The sequence below is a fragment of the Pseudomonas sp. 67(2021) genome (genome assembly GCF_017491835.1).
GTDB classification, from domain to species: Bacteria; Pseudomonadota; Gammaproteobacteria; order Pseudomonadales; family Pseudomonadaceae; genus Aquipseudomonas; species Aquipseudomonas atacamensis.
In genome coordinates this window covers 282,131-296,076 of the sequence record NZ_JAFGYL010000005.1, presented here as the reverse complement: position 1 = coordinate 296,076, position 13,946 = coordinate 282,131, and the positions used below count along the sequence as shown (strand labels likewise).

Genomic DNA, 13,946 nt, shown 5'->3' with positions numbered 1-13,946 from the left:
ATCCTGCCGATCCGTCAGCCCCCCCCGGGCGATTCAGTGACTACACTCAGCCCAGCATTGCTGGATGCCCGGGAGGCTGACCATGCTCGATTACTTCGCATTGGGTCTGTTGGTTTTTGTCGGTCTCGTGCTGTTTTACGGGATCATCGTGCTGCATGACATTCCGTACGAAATCGCCGTTCATCGCAACCACCCGCACCAGGACGCAATCCATGCCACGGGCTGGGTCAGTCTGTTCACCTTGCATGCACTCTGGCCGTTTCTGTGGATTTGGGCGATGGCTTATCGCGAGGATCGCGGTTGGGGTTTCGGCGATGGCAAACCCATCCAGAATCACGTCAATCAACTGGAGCAGCAGGTCGTCGAGCTGCAAGCCCGGATCGAGCGGCTCGAAGCGCAGTCGCCGGTTGCGCCTCACTCTGACAGCCGGGGGATCTGAGCATGGATCTGTTGCTCATCCTCACGTACGCCGCACTCTGCGTCGCCATCTTCAAGATCTTCCGCATTCCGCTGAATAAATGGACGGTGCCCACCGCTGTCCTGGGTGGCGTGCTGATCATCGGCGCGCTGATTTTCACCATGAACTACAACCATCCCTATTCCGAGGTGGCGCGCTCCTACTTTGTCTCGGTCCCGGTCATTCCGATCATCAGTGGCCAGGTGATCGACGTGCCGGTTAAGGGCAACGAACCCCTGGAAAAAGGCGACGTGCTGTTCCGCATCGATCCCACGCCTTTCCAGAACCGCTTGAAATCGCTCAAGGCGCAACTGGTTGCAGCCAAGGGCGACCGCTACCGCATCACCGAACTGATACGCCGCAACTTCGGCACCCAGCGTGAACTGGACGCGGCCATTGCCCGCACCGACGATCTGCAGGCGCAACTGGACAACGCTCAATTTGAACTGGACAACACCGTGGTTCGAGCGCCGAGCAAAGGCTTCGTCACCCACGTTTCGCTGCGACCGGGGATGATGGCGAGCAAGCTGCCGCTGCGCCCGTCAATGGTGTTTATTCCGCAGGAAGGTCAGTACTTCGCCGCTTGGATGCGTCAGAACAGCCTGCTGCGTCTGACCGTGGGCGACGAGGCCGAAGTCGCCTTCGATGGCATTCCCGGCAAGGTCTTCGCCGGTCGGGTGAAAAGTGTCATCGGGGTGATCGCCGAGGGCCAGGTGCAACCTTCCGGTACCCTGATCAGCTACACCGGTTCGCCACCGGCCGGACGCGTGCCGGTGATCATTGAAATCACTGACCCGGCGTTCGCCGAATACAGCGCGCTCATGCCGGGCGGCGCGTACGGGCAAGCGGCGCTTTACAGTCAGCACTTTCATCACATCGGCGCGATGCGCAAAATCCTGCTGCGCATGTCCGCCTGGATGAATTACATTTTCCCCTTCCATTGATTTGACTGACTCACGAGGTTCGCACTGACTACTTACAGCACCCACCGCATGCCACCGCTGTTGCGCCGTATCCTGCGTCCGTTACTGGACCCGTATCGGCGCTACCGTCACGCCCGACTGATCCATTCCGTGCGGGTGGCCTTGGGATTGTTGGCGACGATTCTGCTGACCACTGGCATCAATCTGCCCCACGGCGAATGGGCGTCAGTGACCATGCTGGTGGTCATCGGCGGTTTGCAGCATCACGGCAATATCGGCAAAAAAGCCGCCGAGCGCGCCATTGGTACCTTGATCGGTGCAGGGGTCGGGTTGGCACTGGTGGCGCAACATGCATGGCTGGGCCTGCCGTGGCTGACCTACTTTTCCATGGCTGTGGTGTGCGGTTTTTTCTCGTATCACGCGATTGGCAAGGGCGGCTACACCGCCCTGCTCTCGGCGATCACGGTGTTCATCGTCGCCGGGCATGGCGACAACCCGATCACCGATGGTCTGTGGCGCGGCGTCGACATCCTGATCGGCATCGCCCTCGCCCTGGCGTTTTCCTTCGCCCTGCCGCTGTACGCGGTCTACTCGTGGCGTTACAACCTCGCCGATGCCTTGCGCGATTGCGCCACGGTGTACGGGCGCATCATCAACGGTGAAGCGGTCAGCGCCGACGAGCATGTGCGGCTGATGAGCAAGGTGGGTGCGGTGATGGTGCAGCTGCGCTCGCTGATGCCATCAGTGTCCAAGGAAGTGAAGATTTCCATGACCGAGCTCGACGCCATTCAGCGCAACCTGCGCATGTGCATCAGCACGCTGGAGATCCTCGGCAATATCCGTCCCAATGCCAGCAACCCGCAGGCCACAGCCCATTTGCAAACGGCGCTGAAGGCTGAGCACCGGCAGATTCGTGTGCAGCTGATCGGCATGGCTCGCGCGTTGAAAACCGGGGCCTCGCAACGGCTGGAGCGGCCGATGGAGCTGCCAGCAGCGGACCTTGATGCGCCGGTCGCCAACACGCTCGACGGCTACCGGATGTTGACCCGACAACTCGCCGCCAATATCAGCGAGATGCGCCAGCGCCTGGCAGCAACCGCACCGCGCTGGAATATCTGATCTTTATTGCGCCGCCAGCCGCCGGGTTTTCCAGCCCCAACCTTGTTGCATGCCGGCGGCGGCCAGCAGGATCGCTGCAACGCCTATCCACTGCAGCAATTCGAGGCGATGGCCGAAGGCGAACCAGTCAACAAAGATTGCCGCGATCGGATAGATAAAGGACAGCGCGCCGGTCAATGCCGTCGGCAATTTTTGAATCGCGCCGTACAGCAAAACGTACATCAGACCGGTGTGCACGATCCCGAGAGTCAGCAGACTCGCCCAGGCATCGACGCCTTGCGGCAACGCATCGAAATGCGCGAACGGCGCGAGCAACAACACCCCGGTGCAGACTTGAATCAGCGCGATCAGGTGCGGCGGCGTGCCGGTCAGGCGCTTGATGATCAGTGCCGCGATCGCATACAGAAAGGCGGCGCCCAACGCCAGGGCAATCCCCATCAAGTAATCGTTACCCTCCTCACCTTGCGTGCCATGGGCGCTGACGATCGCCAGCATGCCCATGAACGAAATCGCCAGCCAGAACAGCTTCTGCAGGGTAATTTTCTCGCCGAGAAACAGTGCCGCCAGACCGACCAGCATGAATGGCTGCACGTTATAGACTGCGGTGCCGATGGCAATCGAGGCGCGAGAATAGGATGCGAACAGCAGCACCCAATTGCCGACAATCGCCATGCCACTGAGCACCGCCAGCAGAAACGTTGTGCGGGTCAGAATCCCCGGACGCAGGAATCCGAACGCGGCGCAGACCAACAGCAACGTGCCGGCGCCGAACACGCAGCGCCAGAACACCACGTCAAGCACCGGTTGCCCGGACACCAGCACAAACCAGCCGATCGTCCCGGATATCAGCATGGCGGCGGTCATTTCCAGCGAGCCGCGGCGGATTGTGTTGTCCATTATTGTTCTCCTGAGGCTGTGAGCGAAGCGTGGCAAAAGTATGCCAAGCGCACCTCGGGCTGCTCCAGCGCATAAAGCAGGCTAAACTTGGTTTGCGCCTTTTTTATCGAGGGTGATTTGCGCCCTTTGCCTAATTCGGAGTTTGCCTGTGACTGACGATATCGATCAGATACTTATCAGCGCGCTGATGGAAGACTCGCGGCGCTCGCTCAAAGCGCTGGCGCAGATCAGCGGCCTTTCATCGCCCAGCGTGGCCGAGCGGTTGCGGCGGCTGGAAGAACGCGGCGTGCTCAAGGGCTACACGGTGGAGATTGATCCGAAATGCTTCGGCTATCAGTTGCAGGCGATCGTTCGCGTACGGCCGCTGCCAGGGCAACTGCAGGAGGTTGAGCGGCAGATCATGTCGATTCCGGAGTTCACCGAGTGCGACAAGGTCACCGGTGACGACTGCTTTATCGCCCGCCTGCACGTGCGCTCGATGGAACAGCTCGATACCCTGCTCGACCGACTGAATACGTTGGCTGAAACCAACACCGCGATCGTCAAGAAGACCCCGGTCAAGCGACGCCTGCCACCGATGGCGTAGGTGTCTTTTACCAATGATCAGGGTAGATTGGGGTTTTTCGCGGCTAAGGAATGGCGCTATGAAAATTCAGGCAATACTGCTGGCCGGCATGCTGCTCGGCGGCTGTGGCACGATTCAGACGGTGGCGCGCGACGACCAGGCTGCCATTGACGGGCTCAAGCAGCAGAAAAGTTATTGCGGCGCGGTACCGAGAATCTACAGCGGCCTCGCTTATGACTTCTGCACGCTGAACGCTCCGCTGGCCTCAGGCATCGATCCCGATGATCACCGCAACGCGGCCATTCCGGTGGTGCTGGTGGACGCCGTGGTCTCCGGCGCGCTCGACACCTTGCTCCTGCCCTACACGATCTACCGTCAGCAAGTGGACGGCAGCATCGTCATCAACTGAGCAGACACTTTTCTCCAGACGATAAAAAACCCGCCGAAGCGGGTTTTTTATTGCAGCCATTACGATCAGTCGTCGCGGCTCATGATGCCGAACAGTTGCAACAGGCTGACGAACAGGTTGTAGATCGATACATACAGGCTGATGGTCGCCATGATGTAGTTGCGCTCGCCGCCGTGGATGATCGCGCTGGTCTGGAACAGAATGCAGACCGACGAGAACAGCACGAAGCCGGCGCTGATCGCCAGTTGCAGGCCGCTGATCTGGAAGAAGAAGCTCGCCAGCGTAGCGCCCAGCAGGACAAAGAAACCGGCAGTGATGAAGCCACCGAGGAAGCTCATGTCCTTGCGGGTGATCAGCACGTAGGCCGACAGACCACCGAACACCAGTGCGGTCATGGCGAAAGCCGAGCTGACCACTTCAGCGCCGCCCTGCATGCCCAGGTAACGGTTGAGGATCGGGCCGAGCAGGAAACCCATGAAACCGGTCAACGCGAAGGCGGACACCAGGCCCCACGCGGAATCACGGAGTTTGTTGGTGAGGAAGAACAGCCCGTAGAAGCCGATCAGCACCACGAAAATGTTCGGGTAGCCGACACGCATCTGCTGGGCTACGAAGGCCATCACGCCGCTGAATGCGAGGGTCAGAGCCAAGAGACCATAAGTGTTGCGCAGGACGCGGCTAACCTCTAGCTGCTCAGCCTGCACGCTGTTATTAACTGCGTAATCCTGTTCGCGCATGGCGACACTCCTGTTGGTTTGAAACGTTCAGTCGCAAAGATCATAACAGACGCTCTGTAACAAGCCATGCAGAGAGTTTGACAGTGTGTTTCATTCAGGTATTATGGCGCCCGCAACGCAAACGGAGGTGTGGCCGAGTGGTTTAAGGCAACGGTCTTGAAAACCGTCGACTGTAACAGGTCCATGAGTTCGAATCCCATCGCCTCCGCCATCTTATGTACGACAAAGCCCTGATTATTCAGGGCTTTGTCGTTTCTGCGAGACATGTTTTGCGCAGCCGCGTTTGCGCATCTATTGAGTCATTTCTCAGCAGTGCCTCGTACACCTGAGGCGCTGCTGTCCAGATAGCCAATGCGTACTCCCTCAGCCAAGCGACTCAAAGACAGCCTCCGCACGCTGTTGCACCGGCGCCTGAGGTCTGAGCATTTGCTGCCAGGCGAGCTGCGCCTGGACCTTGGCCACCGAATCCAGCACTTTCTGCGCCCAGCGATCATCCTCGGGATGCACCACGACCACCCGGAAGCCATGATCCTTGCCTTCAATCTGCACGCCCTCCGAATCATCAACATGCAAGTCGATATCGAACGCTGGCGGATACTTGGAAGGCGCGTTCGACATCCCGTGCGCCGTGAGGGCACGGTTGTGCAGTACGCTGTTGACCACGCCGTCGACGCGGATGCCATAAAGCGCCAACCAACGCCTGATATAGGACGGCGTGCGCCCGGATGAGGTGTAGACCCAGACACTGCAATCCTGGCGGCGCAGCTCTCGGATCAGCGATCGTGTGCCCATCCGCAACGGTTCACCCAGCCAACGATGAATACAGGCCGGTAGTCGACTGTTCTCGACTGCGCAGTGATGAAGCTGGCAAGCGAGCGTGTCATCGATATCGAACGAAATCCGTATGCGCTGACGTTCGAACAACTGCGGCAAAGCGCAGCGGATAGCCTGCCCTGCCCGGCTGCCGAAGGTTCTCAATCTGGCAAATGCTGGTGCCCAGTTCATCAATGGCCACCCTGAGAGAGAGGCAAAGGCTTGCCTTTGAGAAAGAATTTCATTGGATCGGGCGCCTGTTCTTCCAGGAATGCTGCATATTTTTTCTTGATCTTGGGCAATTCGTACAACGCCTTGACGCCATGTTTGGCGGAGTTGCGGATGACCGAGGACGGGTTGAAATAGCCCTCGGCATTTTCCAGGGTCAACACGAATGGAGGCAGCCCTGCCCGCATGAGCAGGTAGCTGACAATCAGCGAGCCACTGCGGTTGTTGCCTTCGATAAACAGCTGCGGCTTGCTCAGAATGCGCACATAGACACCCGCTGCACGCTTCCAGACTGACTCACTGCGATAAGCGCAATACCAGTTGTACAAGTCCTTGATGCCGCCCTCGACGTTGTTGAAGAAATGCGCCTCGGTGGCTGACAGATGCTGAGCGTATTCCAGCCGGCGCGCTGGATCCCGGCCACAAAGCACTGTGGCATTGATCTCCAGCATCAGGTTCAGTTGCTGCAGATCGAACAGGTCGACGCCGCGGGCAACATACTCGTCAACCAACGCATAGCCTTCAAGCACGTTGTGCAGCACTTCATCAGTCAACGGGTCTCGGGGCTCGGTGAAGTGCCGGCTGAGCTCGGCGAAACGGCTCTGCACTTTCCGCAGTGCGCGTTCAATCGCAGGCAAATCAAGGCGATGCGTGGCAGGCATTGGAGCTCCTTGGAAACGCTTGGTAAATGTCCACCGATGCCCGCCAAATCCATTTGGCTTGTGCAGGTAGGCGGCCGTGACCGGTGGCAAGGCTCAGCTGAACTTGCCGCTGATGTAATCGCCGGTCATCTGTTCACGCGGGTTGTCGAAGATCTGCGCGGTCGGCCCCATTTCGACCAGATAACCGGTGCGTGTGCCCTGGGAAATATCCACCGAGAAAAACGCCGTGGTGTCAGCAACACGGATGGCTTGCTGCATGTTGTGGGTCACCAGTGCGATGGTGTAGTCCTTCTTCAACTCGACCATCAATTCTTCGACGCGTCGGGTGGCGATCGGGTCGAGTGCCGAACAAGGTTCATCCAGCAGCAGGACTTCCGGCTCAGTGGCGATTGCCCGGGCGATACACAGGCGTTGTTGCTGGCCACCGGAGAGCGACAGGCCGCTGACCTTGAGCTTGTCCTTGACTTCGTCCCACAGCGCGGCGCCTTGCAGCGCATGCTTGACCCGGTCGCCGATATCGCCCTTGTAGCGATTGAGGCGAAGACCAAACGCCACGTTGTCGAAGATGCTCATCGAGAACGGGTTGGGCTGTTGAAACACCATGCCGATGTAGCGGCGCACGACCACCGGGTCGACGCCCTTGCCATAGACATCCTGCCCGAGGAAATGCACATGGCCCTCGAAACGAAAGCCCTTCACCAGATCGTTCATCCGGTTGAGGCTGCGCAGCACGGTACTTTTGCCGCAGCCTGAGGGACCGATGAATCCGGTGATCTTGTTTTTCTCGATGGGCACGTGGCTGTCACGTACTGCCATGAAGTTGCCGTAGAAAATCTTGTCCAGTTTGCAGTCCATGACTACAGGCGCCTGGGTGACAAACGGAGCGGCAATTTGCGCAGTGGATACGTTCAAAATCAGATGCTCCCGTTCTTAATACTTGGGCTTGCCGAAAATCCGGCTGATGATGTTCACGAACAGCACGATCATCACCAGCACCAACGAGGCCGCCCATGCGAGCTCGAGCTGGTTATCGAAAGGCATGCCGGAGAAGTTGTAGATCAGCACCGCCAGCGAGGCAGTCGGGTTCATGACATCGAGATTGCCCTGGTGGTAGATCCAGTAGTTGCTGAACAGCGCGGTGAACAACAGCGGTGCCGTCTCGCCTGCGGCACGCGCCACGGCGAGCATCACACCAGTCAGGATCGCCGGTATGCCGGTCGGCAAGATGATTTTCCAGATGACCTGCGAGCGGGTGCAGCCCATGCCATAAGCAGCATCTTTCATGATCTTGGGCACCATCCGCATCGATTCTTCTGCGGTCAGCACCACGATAGGCAGCATCAGGACGGCGAGTGCCACGCCACCTGCCGGTGCCGAATACGTGCCGGTGGTCATCACTACCAAGGCGTAGGCAAATACACCTGCCAGGATTGATGGCAGGCCCGTAAGCATCTTGGCGGCAAAACGCGCGGCGTTGCCCAGCTTGCTATCCGGCCCCAGTTCAGCCAGAAAAATGGCCGCCATGATTCCGACCGGCACCGCGATTGCTGCCGCGATACCGACCATCACAAAGGTACCCGCCATCGCGTTGCCGAAACCGCCGCCCATCTCGAAGCCGGTCGGCGGCAGTTCGGTGAAGACTTCCAGGTTCAGACGCGCGCCACCACGAGTGATCAGCATGTAGAGCACGGAAATCAGCGGTACGCTGGCGAGCAAAGCACCTGCCCAGACCAGGGTGGTCAGGATCAGGCTACGCAGCGCGCGGCCTTCGAACCTGCGTTGCAAACTGGGCATCGCACCGGTTGGCGCCGTCAGGTCTGTTGCTGCGGTCAGATCAGTCATCACTTGTTACCCCGTTGGGCGTACATCATGATCATCGAGCCGAAAATGTTCACGATCAGCGTAATCAACATCAGTACGAGCGCGGCATACATCAACACCTCGATCTCGTTCGGCCCGGCTTCGGGGAAGTTCAGCGCCAGCAGAGCGGCAAGCGTGTTGGCCGGTGCAAACAACGAGAGGGAAATGTTGTTGGCATTGCCGACCAGCATGGCCAGCGCCATCGTTTCACCCAGCGCGCGGCCCAGGCCCAGCACCAGAGAGCCGAAAATGCCGGTGGCGGCCGAAGGCACCATCACTTTGAGAATCGCTTCCCAATGGGTTGTGCCCATGCCGTACGCGGCTTGTTTGGTTTTCATTGGCACAGCCGTCAGCGCGTCCTGCGACACGGCGGCAATGGTCGGCAGAATCATGATGGCGAGCACCAGCGCTGCGGGCAGCAGGCCCGGACCGCTCAGGGACGTGCCGAAAAAAGGTATCCAGCCCAGTTCGCTGTTCAACCAAGTGGTCAGCGGCCGAATCGCCGGAATCACCACATAGATCCCCCACAGGCCATAGACCACGCTGGGAATGGCTGCGAGCAGTTCGACGATGGTGCGAAACAGCGCAGCGAGCTTGGTCGGCAGGAAATCCTGGGTCAGGAAAATCGCCATGCTCACGCCAAAGACACCGGCGATCAGCAACGCGATGAAGGCGCTGTAAAGCGTGCCCCAGATGGCCGGCAGGATGCCGTATTTGCCCTGGTTGACGTCCCACACGCTGCCCAGAAGCACATCGAAGCCGTGCTTCTCCATACCGGGAAGTGCCTTGCGTCCGACTTCGAACACCAGTGCAAATACCAGCGCCAGAATCAGTACCACACCGATGCGTGCGAGCGCGCGGAAGGTACGATCAACCAGAAAATCCTTCGTCGAGGGTGGCTGGCAGGCAGAGTCGGGATTAACCGGTACGACAAAAGGTTTGTTCATGGGCTAAGTCCGGAACAGGGGGAAAACTCTCCCGGCGTGGCGCAGACGCACACGCCGAGAGACCTCACGGCGTTACTGAATGTTGGCGGACGCTTTGCGAACCTGTTCGACGACCGATTGTGGCAACGGGATGTAACCCATCGAATCGGCAATCTTCTGCCCCTCGGTCAGGCTGTATTCGACCATTTCACGCATGGCCTTGGCCTTGGCCGGGTTGCCATTGTCCTTGCGGAAAATCATCCAGGTATAAGAGGTGATCGGATAGGACTTGGCGCCGTCCGGATCAGGCAGCCAGGCCACCAGGTTTTCCGGCATCTTCACCGCCGCCAGGGCCTCGGCACCGCTTTCGGCGTTTGGCACGACGTAATTGCCAGCCTTGTTCTGCAACTGGGCGAAGTCGACTTTGGCGAGCTTGGCGAAGCCATATTCGATGTAACCAATCGCTCCAGGGGTCTGGCGCACGGTCGCCGTCACGCCATCGTTTTTCGGCGATTTGATGAACTTGTCACTGGCCGGCCAGTTGACGGTGTTGCCCTCACCCAACGCCTGCTTGAACTCGGCGTTGACGGTTGCCAGGTGCTTGGTGAATACCGCGGTCGTACCGCTGGAATCTGCACGCACGACAACCGTGATTGGCGTATCGGAGAGTTTCAGGTCCGGGTTGGCTGCGACGATCTGCGGATCGTTCCAGCGCGTGATCTTGCCCAGGAAAATGTTGGAATAGACGTCGCGTGGCAGCTTCAGGCCCTTGGGATTGCCCGGCAGGTTATAGGCCAGCACGATTTCACCGGCGGTCATTGGCAGCAACTGCACGCCTTCGGCGACCTTGGCGATATCTTCGTCTTTCATTGCCGAGTCACTGGCAGCGAAATCCACGGTTTTGTTCAAGAAGTCCTGTACGCCCGCGCCACTGCCCTTGGATTGGTAATCGACAGTGACGCCATCGGATTTCTTGCTGAAATCCTTGAACCAGGTCAGGTAGATCGGCGCCGGGAAACTTGCTCCGGACCCCGTCAGGCGAACATTTTCTGCTGCAAAGGAGGCCGAGGTGGCACAAAGAGATACCGCAATGGCGAGCGCAGCAGACTTCATCAAACTTTTCATTAAATGACACCTAGTGATTACGGGCTCCCGAACTCTGCAGCAGTTTTGTGACGATTTCATGAAAGCAAAGTGGCAAGCGTTACCCTCATGGTCCGCAGCACCGCATATGGACGTAATCGCTTGCGGGTTTCGAAAAATCGAATTTTCCTGTGCCGCGCTTGTCATTACCCCCTGATCCCGAGCAGTCACGCGCCAGGTTCACATTGCAAAAACGCTACTTTTCCCCAGCCTTTATGGCCGTCAATCGGAAATGGCGTTAGCATTTCACTCATTCGGCTGAACAAGCCTGTTTATTCAGATCAGGGTCGCATTGTGGAAAAGCTAAAACGCCTTCAAAGCGGGATCGAAGGGCTCGACGCGCTGCTTCAGGGGGGCTTTGTCGCCGGCGCTTCATACATCATTCAAGGGCGCCCGGGCTCCGGCAAGACCATCCTTGCCAACCAGCTAGGATTTCACCATGCCCGCAACGGCGGCCGTGTGCTGGTCGCCACGTTGCTGGCCGAGTCCCACGACCGGCTGTTCCAGTTTCTGTCGACCATGAGTTTTTTCGACGCTTCGCGAGTCGGCGCGGAAATTCAGTTTGTCAGCGCATTCGATACGCTGGAAAACGAAGGCCTCGATGAAGTCGTGAAGCTGCTGCGACGCGAAATCACTCGGCAGAAGGCGACCGTCATGGTCGTCGACGGCCTGCTCAATGCACGCTCCAAAGCCGACTCGCCGATCGACACGAAAAAATTCATCTCTGAACTGCAAGGCCATGCCGCATTTGCCGGTTGCACCGTGCTGTTTCTCACCAGCTCGCGCCTGGACGACGGCAGCCCCGAGCACACGATGGTCGACGGCGTCATCGAAATGGGTGAAGAGCTGTTCGGTACCCGTTCGGTGCGCCGCATTCATTTGCGCAAGACCCGCGGCAGCGGCGCGTTGACGGGCCTTCACGAGTGCGAGATCACCGATAACGGCCTGGTCGTCTACCCGCGCCTCGAAAGTCTCTACAAGCGCCCTTCCGCCCCTGACAGCGCGGACATGACGCGCATTCCAAGCGGCATTGCGTCGCTCGACGAGATTTTCGGTGGCGGCTTGCACAGCTCCAGCGTCACGCTGGTCATGGGTCCTTCCGGCATCGGCAAAACCACGCTGGGCCTGAAGTTTCTCGCGCAATCTACGGCCGAAGCGCCTGGCCTGCATTTTGGTTTCTATGAAAGCCCGCAGCGGCTGCGGCTGAAAGGCCGTTCGCTGGGCATCGATATCGAACAAATGGAACACGGCGGTGCGCTGAGCATTGCCTGGCAGCCAACTACCGAAGGCTTGCTGGACGGACTCGGCGCACGCCTGCTGAGCCTGGTCGATGAAAAAGGCATCAAGCGCCTGTTCATCGATAGCCTCAGCGGCATGACTCGGGTTTCAACCACTCCGGAACGCATCACCGACTTTTTCAGCGCGCTGATGAATGAGCTGCGGTCCAGAGGCGTGACGGTCTTTGCCTCTTGGGAAATGCGCGATTTGTTCGGATCCGAGGTCAGCGCACCGAACTCTGACCTGTCCAGTATTGTCGACAACCTGATCCTCATGCGTTTCTTTGAGAATCACGCTGAACTTCGCAGGACGCTTTCCATTCTTAAGGTACGCGATAGCTCCTACAACCCGTCGCGGTTCGAGGTGGTTATCCGTGATCAAGATGTGTTCCTGGAAAAGGCTTTGAAAAATGAACCTTCAGTCACAGCTGAGTCATTGCCTGGTTCAATTTCGTAAGTCTGCAAGCGGGTTGAAATAACATGACCACCATCCTGGTAGTCGACGACGAGTATCTGATTGCTGACATTCTTGGCTTTGCGCTTGAGGATGAGGGCTTCATGACTGTGACCGCGAGCAATGGCAAGAAGGCTCTCGAAGTGCTGGAAAGAGAACGTCCAGCCCTGGTCATCACTGACTTCATGATGCCGGTCATGGACGGCCTCGAATTCGCCGAAGCCGTGCGTGCCCAGCCGTCCGTCAAACACTTGCCGATCATTCTCATGAGTGGCGCGCAAGCGCACATCGGCATGCAACGTTCGGATCTGTTTGATGTGGTAGTGCCCAAGCCGTTTGATATTGCGGTGATTGTGGCTGAGGTAAAGAGGCTGTTGGGCTCATAGATACTCGACGACAAAGGCAATTTCGGCATTGGCATCGCCCGCTCGCATTTGCGCATTGGAAGGCTCGATGCGCACGAAGCGGGCTTGCAAGGAAACGGATGCATTACCGCCGCTCGATGTTGGCGCTTTCATTATGTAATTCTGGTTCAGCTTGAGTATCGTCCTGTCACTGAAGCGCATTTGCAATGCCAGCCCTTTGGCAGTGGAATTACTGTTGAGGTGTACCACGCCGGTATCAGCGCTCCATGCAGGGCTGCCCGCAGTGGGCAAAAAGGAGTACCTGAAGTTATTGATTCCGGGAGGACAGTTTTTCATATCAAGAAAGAAGTATTTCTCCTTCGCATAGTCACCGTTCTGCAAAAAATCGCTCATGGTGTAGCTGCCCATATCCACTTTCACATCAGGTGTTTCACAAGACTGCGAGACGATCCGCGTGCCATTTGTATTCATTGCCAGAGGCTCGATTTCTGCAGCGACGAAGGTCCCAAGTTGGCCTGAGGGTATCGTCGCACTGCCGGAAATAGTTCCCGTCTTTACAAAACGCAAGATGTGCTCAGAACCATTCCAACCCCAACCGCCAGCAGTGTCGGTAGTTCCTGGAAAGCCTTTCCACGCTTTCCCCGATGGCGGTCGGACCCATTGCCAGCCGATTCCGGTATTTCCGATAGGAAAAATCTCCGCGCCCGGCTGAGTAACGCCGACAGTATTGCGTACACCTTCGTTGTGTACCGCAGAGCACCTGAATGAGCTGGGTATGGCGCCCAGGGTCACGATCGGGCTTTCATAGATAACCGTGCCGTTGGGCGTGTCACGAGGCACCGAGATCGTGGCTGGAAGAACCACCCTGACACTGCCCTTGGAATGGTCGGGATAAAATTCGCAAACTGCAGCCATTGCGTTAAATGGCAGTAAATACAAAAAACCGACAATTAAAACATGGGAAAACTTCATAGCAATCTCTCTGAACTCGCCGTGTTTGCAAACATTTGAATGGCGGACGATTGCGTGAACTATCAGCAGTAAACGCCACCAAAGCGGCAGCAGACGATAATGAAAAAAAGGAGCTTGAGCAAAAAGTTTATTTATTCGC

The 13,946-nt window shown here is 57.9% G+C and carries 16 protein-coding genes and 1 tRNA gene; 8 read left to right on the top strand and 9 right to left on the bottom strand.

Translation table 11 applies throughout. The features are described from left to right. Positions 1-82 precede the first annotated feature (82 nt). The 3 genes from J5M66_RS09825 to J5M66_RS09815 are packed head-to-tail and all read left to right on the top strand — an operon-like array spanning position 83 to position 2,499. Positions 83-439, top strand: coding sequence for a DUF3302 domain-containing protein (locus tag J5M66_RS09825; protein WP_110599509.1), 357 nt, complete (start codon positions 83-85; stop codon positions 437-439). Between the two features lie 2 nt (positions 440-441). After that, complete coding sequence (locus J5M66_RS09820) at positions 442-1,401, top strand: HlyD family secretion protein (RefSeq protein WP_016774598.1); 960 nt, start codon at positions 442-444, stop codon at positions 1,399-1,401. A 48-nt stretch (positions 1,402-1,449) separates the two neighbouring features. Beyond that, entirely contained in the window at positions 1,450-2,499 is a 1,050-nt protein-coding gene (locus tag J5M66_RS09815; protein ID WP_207807823.1) for an FUSC family protein, read from the top strand. Positions 2,500-2,502: 3 nt separating this feature from the next. Here J5M66_RS09815 and J5M66_RS09810 read toward each other — a convergent pair whose 3' ends face one another. Then, positions 2,503-3,396 (bottom strand): DMT family transporter, encoded by an 894-nt coding sequence (locus J5M66_RS09810; protein ID WP_207807824.1) that lies wholly within the window; start codon positions 3,394-3,396, stop codon positions 2,503-2,505. Positions 3,397-3,544: 148 nt separating this feature from the next. On the opposite strand from J5M66_RS09810, the gene J5M66_RS09805 reads away from it, so the two are divergent. Then, the gene (locus J5M66_RS09805; protein ID WP_056785725.1) at positions 3,545-3,982 is read left to right on the top strand and encodes an Lrp/AsnC family transcriptional regulator; all 438 of its coding nucleotides are present in this window, start codon (positions 3,545-3,547) and stop codon (positions 3,980-3,982) included. 58 nt (positions 3,983-4,040) lie between these two features. Beyond that, the gene (locus tag J5M66_RS09800) at positions 4,041-4,370 is read left to right on the top strand and encodes a YceK/YidQ family lipoprotein (protein ID WP_122610438.1); all 330 of its coding nucleotides are present in this window, start codon (positions 4,041-4,043) and stop codon (positions 4,368-4,370) included. A 65-nt stretch (positions 4,371-4,435) separates the two neighbouring features. Here the strand turns inward: J5M66_RS09800 and J5M66_RS09795 are convergent, their stop codons facing one another. Next, a complete protein-coding gene (locus J5M66_RS09795) occupies positions 4,436-5,107 on the bottom strand; it encodes a Bax inhibitor-1/YccA family protein (protein ID WP_008006561.1) in 672 nt (223 codons plus the stop codon). Between the two features lie 123 nt (positions 5,108-5,230). Between J5M66_RS09795 and J5M66_RS09790 the strand changes: the two genes are divergently transcribed. Next, positions 5,231-5,318: transfer RNA gene (locus J5M66_RS09790), tRNA-Ser, on the top strand. 152 nt (positions 5,319-5,470) lie between these two features. On the opposite strand, the gene J5M66_RS09785 is transcribed toward J5M66_RS09790, so the two are convergent. From J5M66_RS09785 to pstS, 6 genes are all read right to left on the bottom strand, one after another. Then, positions 5,471-6,112, bottom strand: a complete 642-nt coding sequence (locus tag J5M66_RS09785) for a hypothetical protein (RefSeq protein WP_225926646.1) — start codon at positions 6,110-6,112, stop codon at positions 5,471-5,473. Further along, positions 6,112-6,810: a hypothetical protein gene (locus J5M66_RS09780; protein ID WP_122750811.1), complete on the bottom strand. Its 699-nt coding sequence runs from the start codon at positions 6,808-6,810 to the stop codon at positions 6,112-6,114. The genes J5M66_RS09785 and J5M66_RS09780 overlap by 1 nt, the downstream gene beginning before the upstream one ends. A gap of 93 nt (positions 6,811-6,903) precedes the next feature. Further along, on the bottom strand, positions 6,904-7,665 hold the full coding sequence (gene pstB, locus J5M66_RS09775) for a phosphate ABC transporter ATP-binding protein PstB (RefSeq protein ID WP_016774591.1): 762 nt from the start codon (positions 7,663-7,665) through the stop codon (positions 6,904-6,906). A gap of 75 nt (positions 7,666-7,740) precedes the next feature. Beyond that, positions 7,741-8,652, bottom strand: a complete 912-nt coding sequence (pstA, locus tag J5M66_RS09770) for a phosphate ABC transporter permease PstA (protein ID WP_207807825.1) — start codon at positions 8,650-8,652, stop codon at positions 7,741-7,743. After that, positions 8,652-9,617 carry a phosphate ABC transporter permease subunit PstC gene (pstC, locus tag J5M66_RS09765; protein ID WP_024012838.1) on the bottom strand — a complete coding sequence of 322 codons (966 nt, stop codon included), beginning with the start codon at positions 9,615-9,617 and terminating at the stop codon, positions 8,652-8,654. The genes pstA and pstC overlap by 1 nt, the downstream gene beginning before the upstream one ends. Positions 9,618-9,689: 72 nt before the next feature. Next, positions 9,690-10,721: a phosphate ABC transporter substrate-binding protein PstS gene (gene pstS / locus J5M66_RS09760; protein ID WP_051600442.1), complete on the bottom strand. Its 1,032-nt coding sequence runs from the start codon at positions 10,719-10,721 to the stop codon at positions 9,690-9,692. 312 nt (positions 10,722-11,033) lie between these two features. On the opposite strand from pstS, the gene J5M66_RS09755 reads away from it, so the two are divergent. Both J5M66_RS09755 and J5M66_RS09750 read left to right on the top strand, forming a co-directional pair. After that, entirely contained in the window at positions 11,034-12,473 is a 1,440-nt protein-coding gene (locus tag J5M66_RS09755) for an ATPase domain-containing protein (protein WP_207807826.1), read from the top strand. A 23-nt stretch (positions 12,474-12,496) separates the two neighbouring features. Next, positions 12,497-12,856, top strand: a complete 360-nt coding sequence (locus J5M66_RS09750) for a response regulator (protein WP_016774585.1) — start codon at positions 12,497-12,499, stop codon at positions 12,854-12,856. Here J5M66_RS09750 and J5M66_RS09745 read toward each other — a convergent pair. Continuing rightward, positions 12,851-13,807: a fimbrial protein gene (locus J5M66_RS09745; protein WP_207807827.1), complete on the bottom strand. Its 957-nt coding sequence runs from the start codon at positions 13,805-13,807 to the stop codon at positions 12,851-12,853. The genes J5M66_RS09750 and J5M66_RS09745 overlap by 6 nt on opposite strands. Positions 13,808-13,946 lie beyond the last annotated feature (139 nt).

Coding starts and splice junctions, on each gene's coding strand:
- J5M66_RS09825 (WP_110599509.1), top strand. CDS start 83: ATGCTCGATTACTTCGCATTGGGTCTGTTGGTTTTTGTCGGTCTCGTG.
- J5M66_RS09820 (WP_016774598.1), top strand. CDS start 442: ATGGATCTGTTGCTCATCCTCACGTACGCCGCACTCTGCGTCGCCATC.
- J5M66_RS09815 (WP_207807823.1), top strand. CDS start 1,450: ATGCCACCGCTGTTGCGCCGTATCCTGCGTCCGTTACTGGACCCGTAT.
- J5M66_RS09810 (WP_207807824.1), bottom strand. CDS start 3,396: ATGGACAACACAATCCGCCGCGGCTCGCTGGAAATGACCGCCGCCATG.
- J5M66_RS09800 (WP_122610438.1), top strand. CDS start 4,041: ATGAAAATTCAGGCAATACTGCTGGCCGGCATGCTGCTCGGCGGCTGT.
- J5M66_RS09795 (WP_008006561.1), bottom strand. CDS start 5,107: ATGCGCGAACAGGATTACGCAGTTAATAACAGCGTGCAGGCTGAGCAG.
- J5M66_RS09785 (WP_225926646.1), bottom strand. CDS start 6,112: ATGAACTGGGCACCAGCATTTGCCAGATTGAGAACCTTCGGCAGCCGG.
- J5M66_RS09780 (WP_122750811.1), bottom strand. CDS start 6,810: ATGCCTGCCACGCATCGCCTTGATTTGCCTGCGATTGAACGCGCACTG.
- pstB (WP_016774591.1), bottom strand. CDS start 7,665: ATGGACTGCAAACTGGACAAGATTTTCTACGGCAACTTCATGGCAGTA.
- pstA (WP_207807825.1), bottom strand. CDS start 8,652: ATGACTGATCTGACCGCAGCAACAGACCTGACGGCGCCAACCGGTGCG.
- pstC (WP_024012838.1), bottom strand. CDS start 9,617: ATGAACAAACCTTTTGTCGTACCGGTTAATCCCGACTCTGCCTGCCAG.
- pstS (WP_051600442.1), bottom strand. CDS start 10,721: ATGAAAAGTTTGATGAAGTCTGCTGCGCTCGCCATTGCGGTATCTCTT.
- J5M66_RS09750 (WP_016774585.1), top strand. CDS start 12,497: ATGACCACCATCCTGGTAGTCGACGACGAGTATCTGATTGCTGACATT.
- J5M66_RS09745 (WP_207807827.1), bottom strand. CDS start 13,807: ATGAAGTTTTCCCATGTTTTAATTGTCGGTTTTTTGTATTTACTGCCA.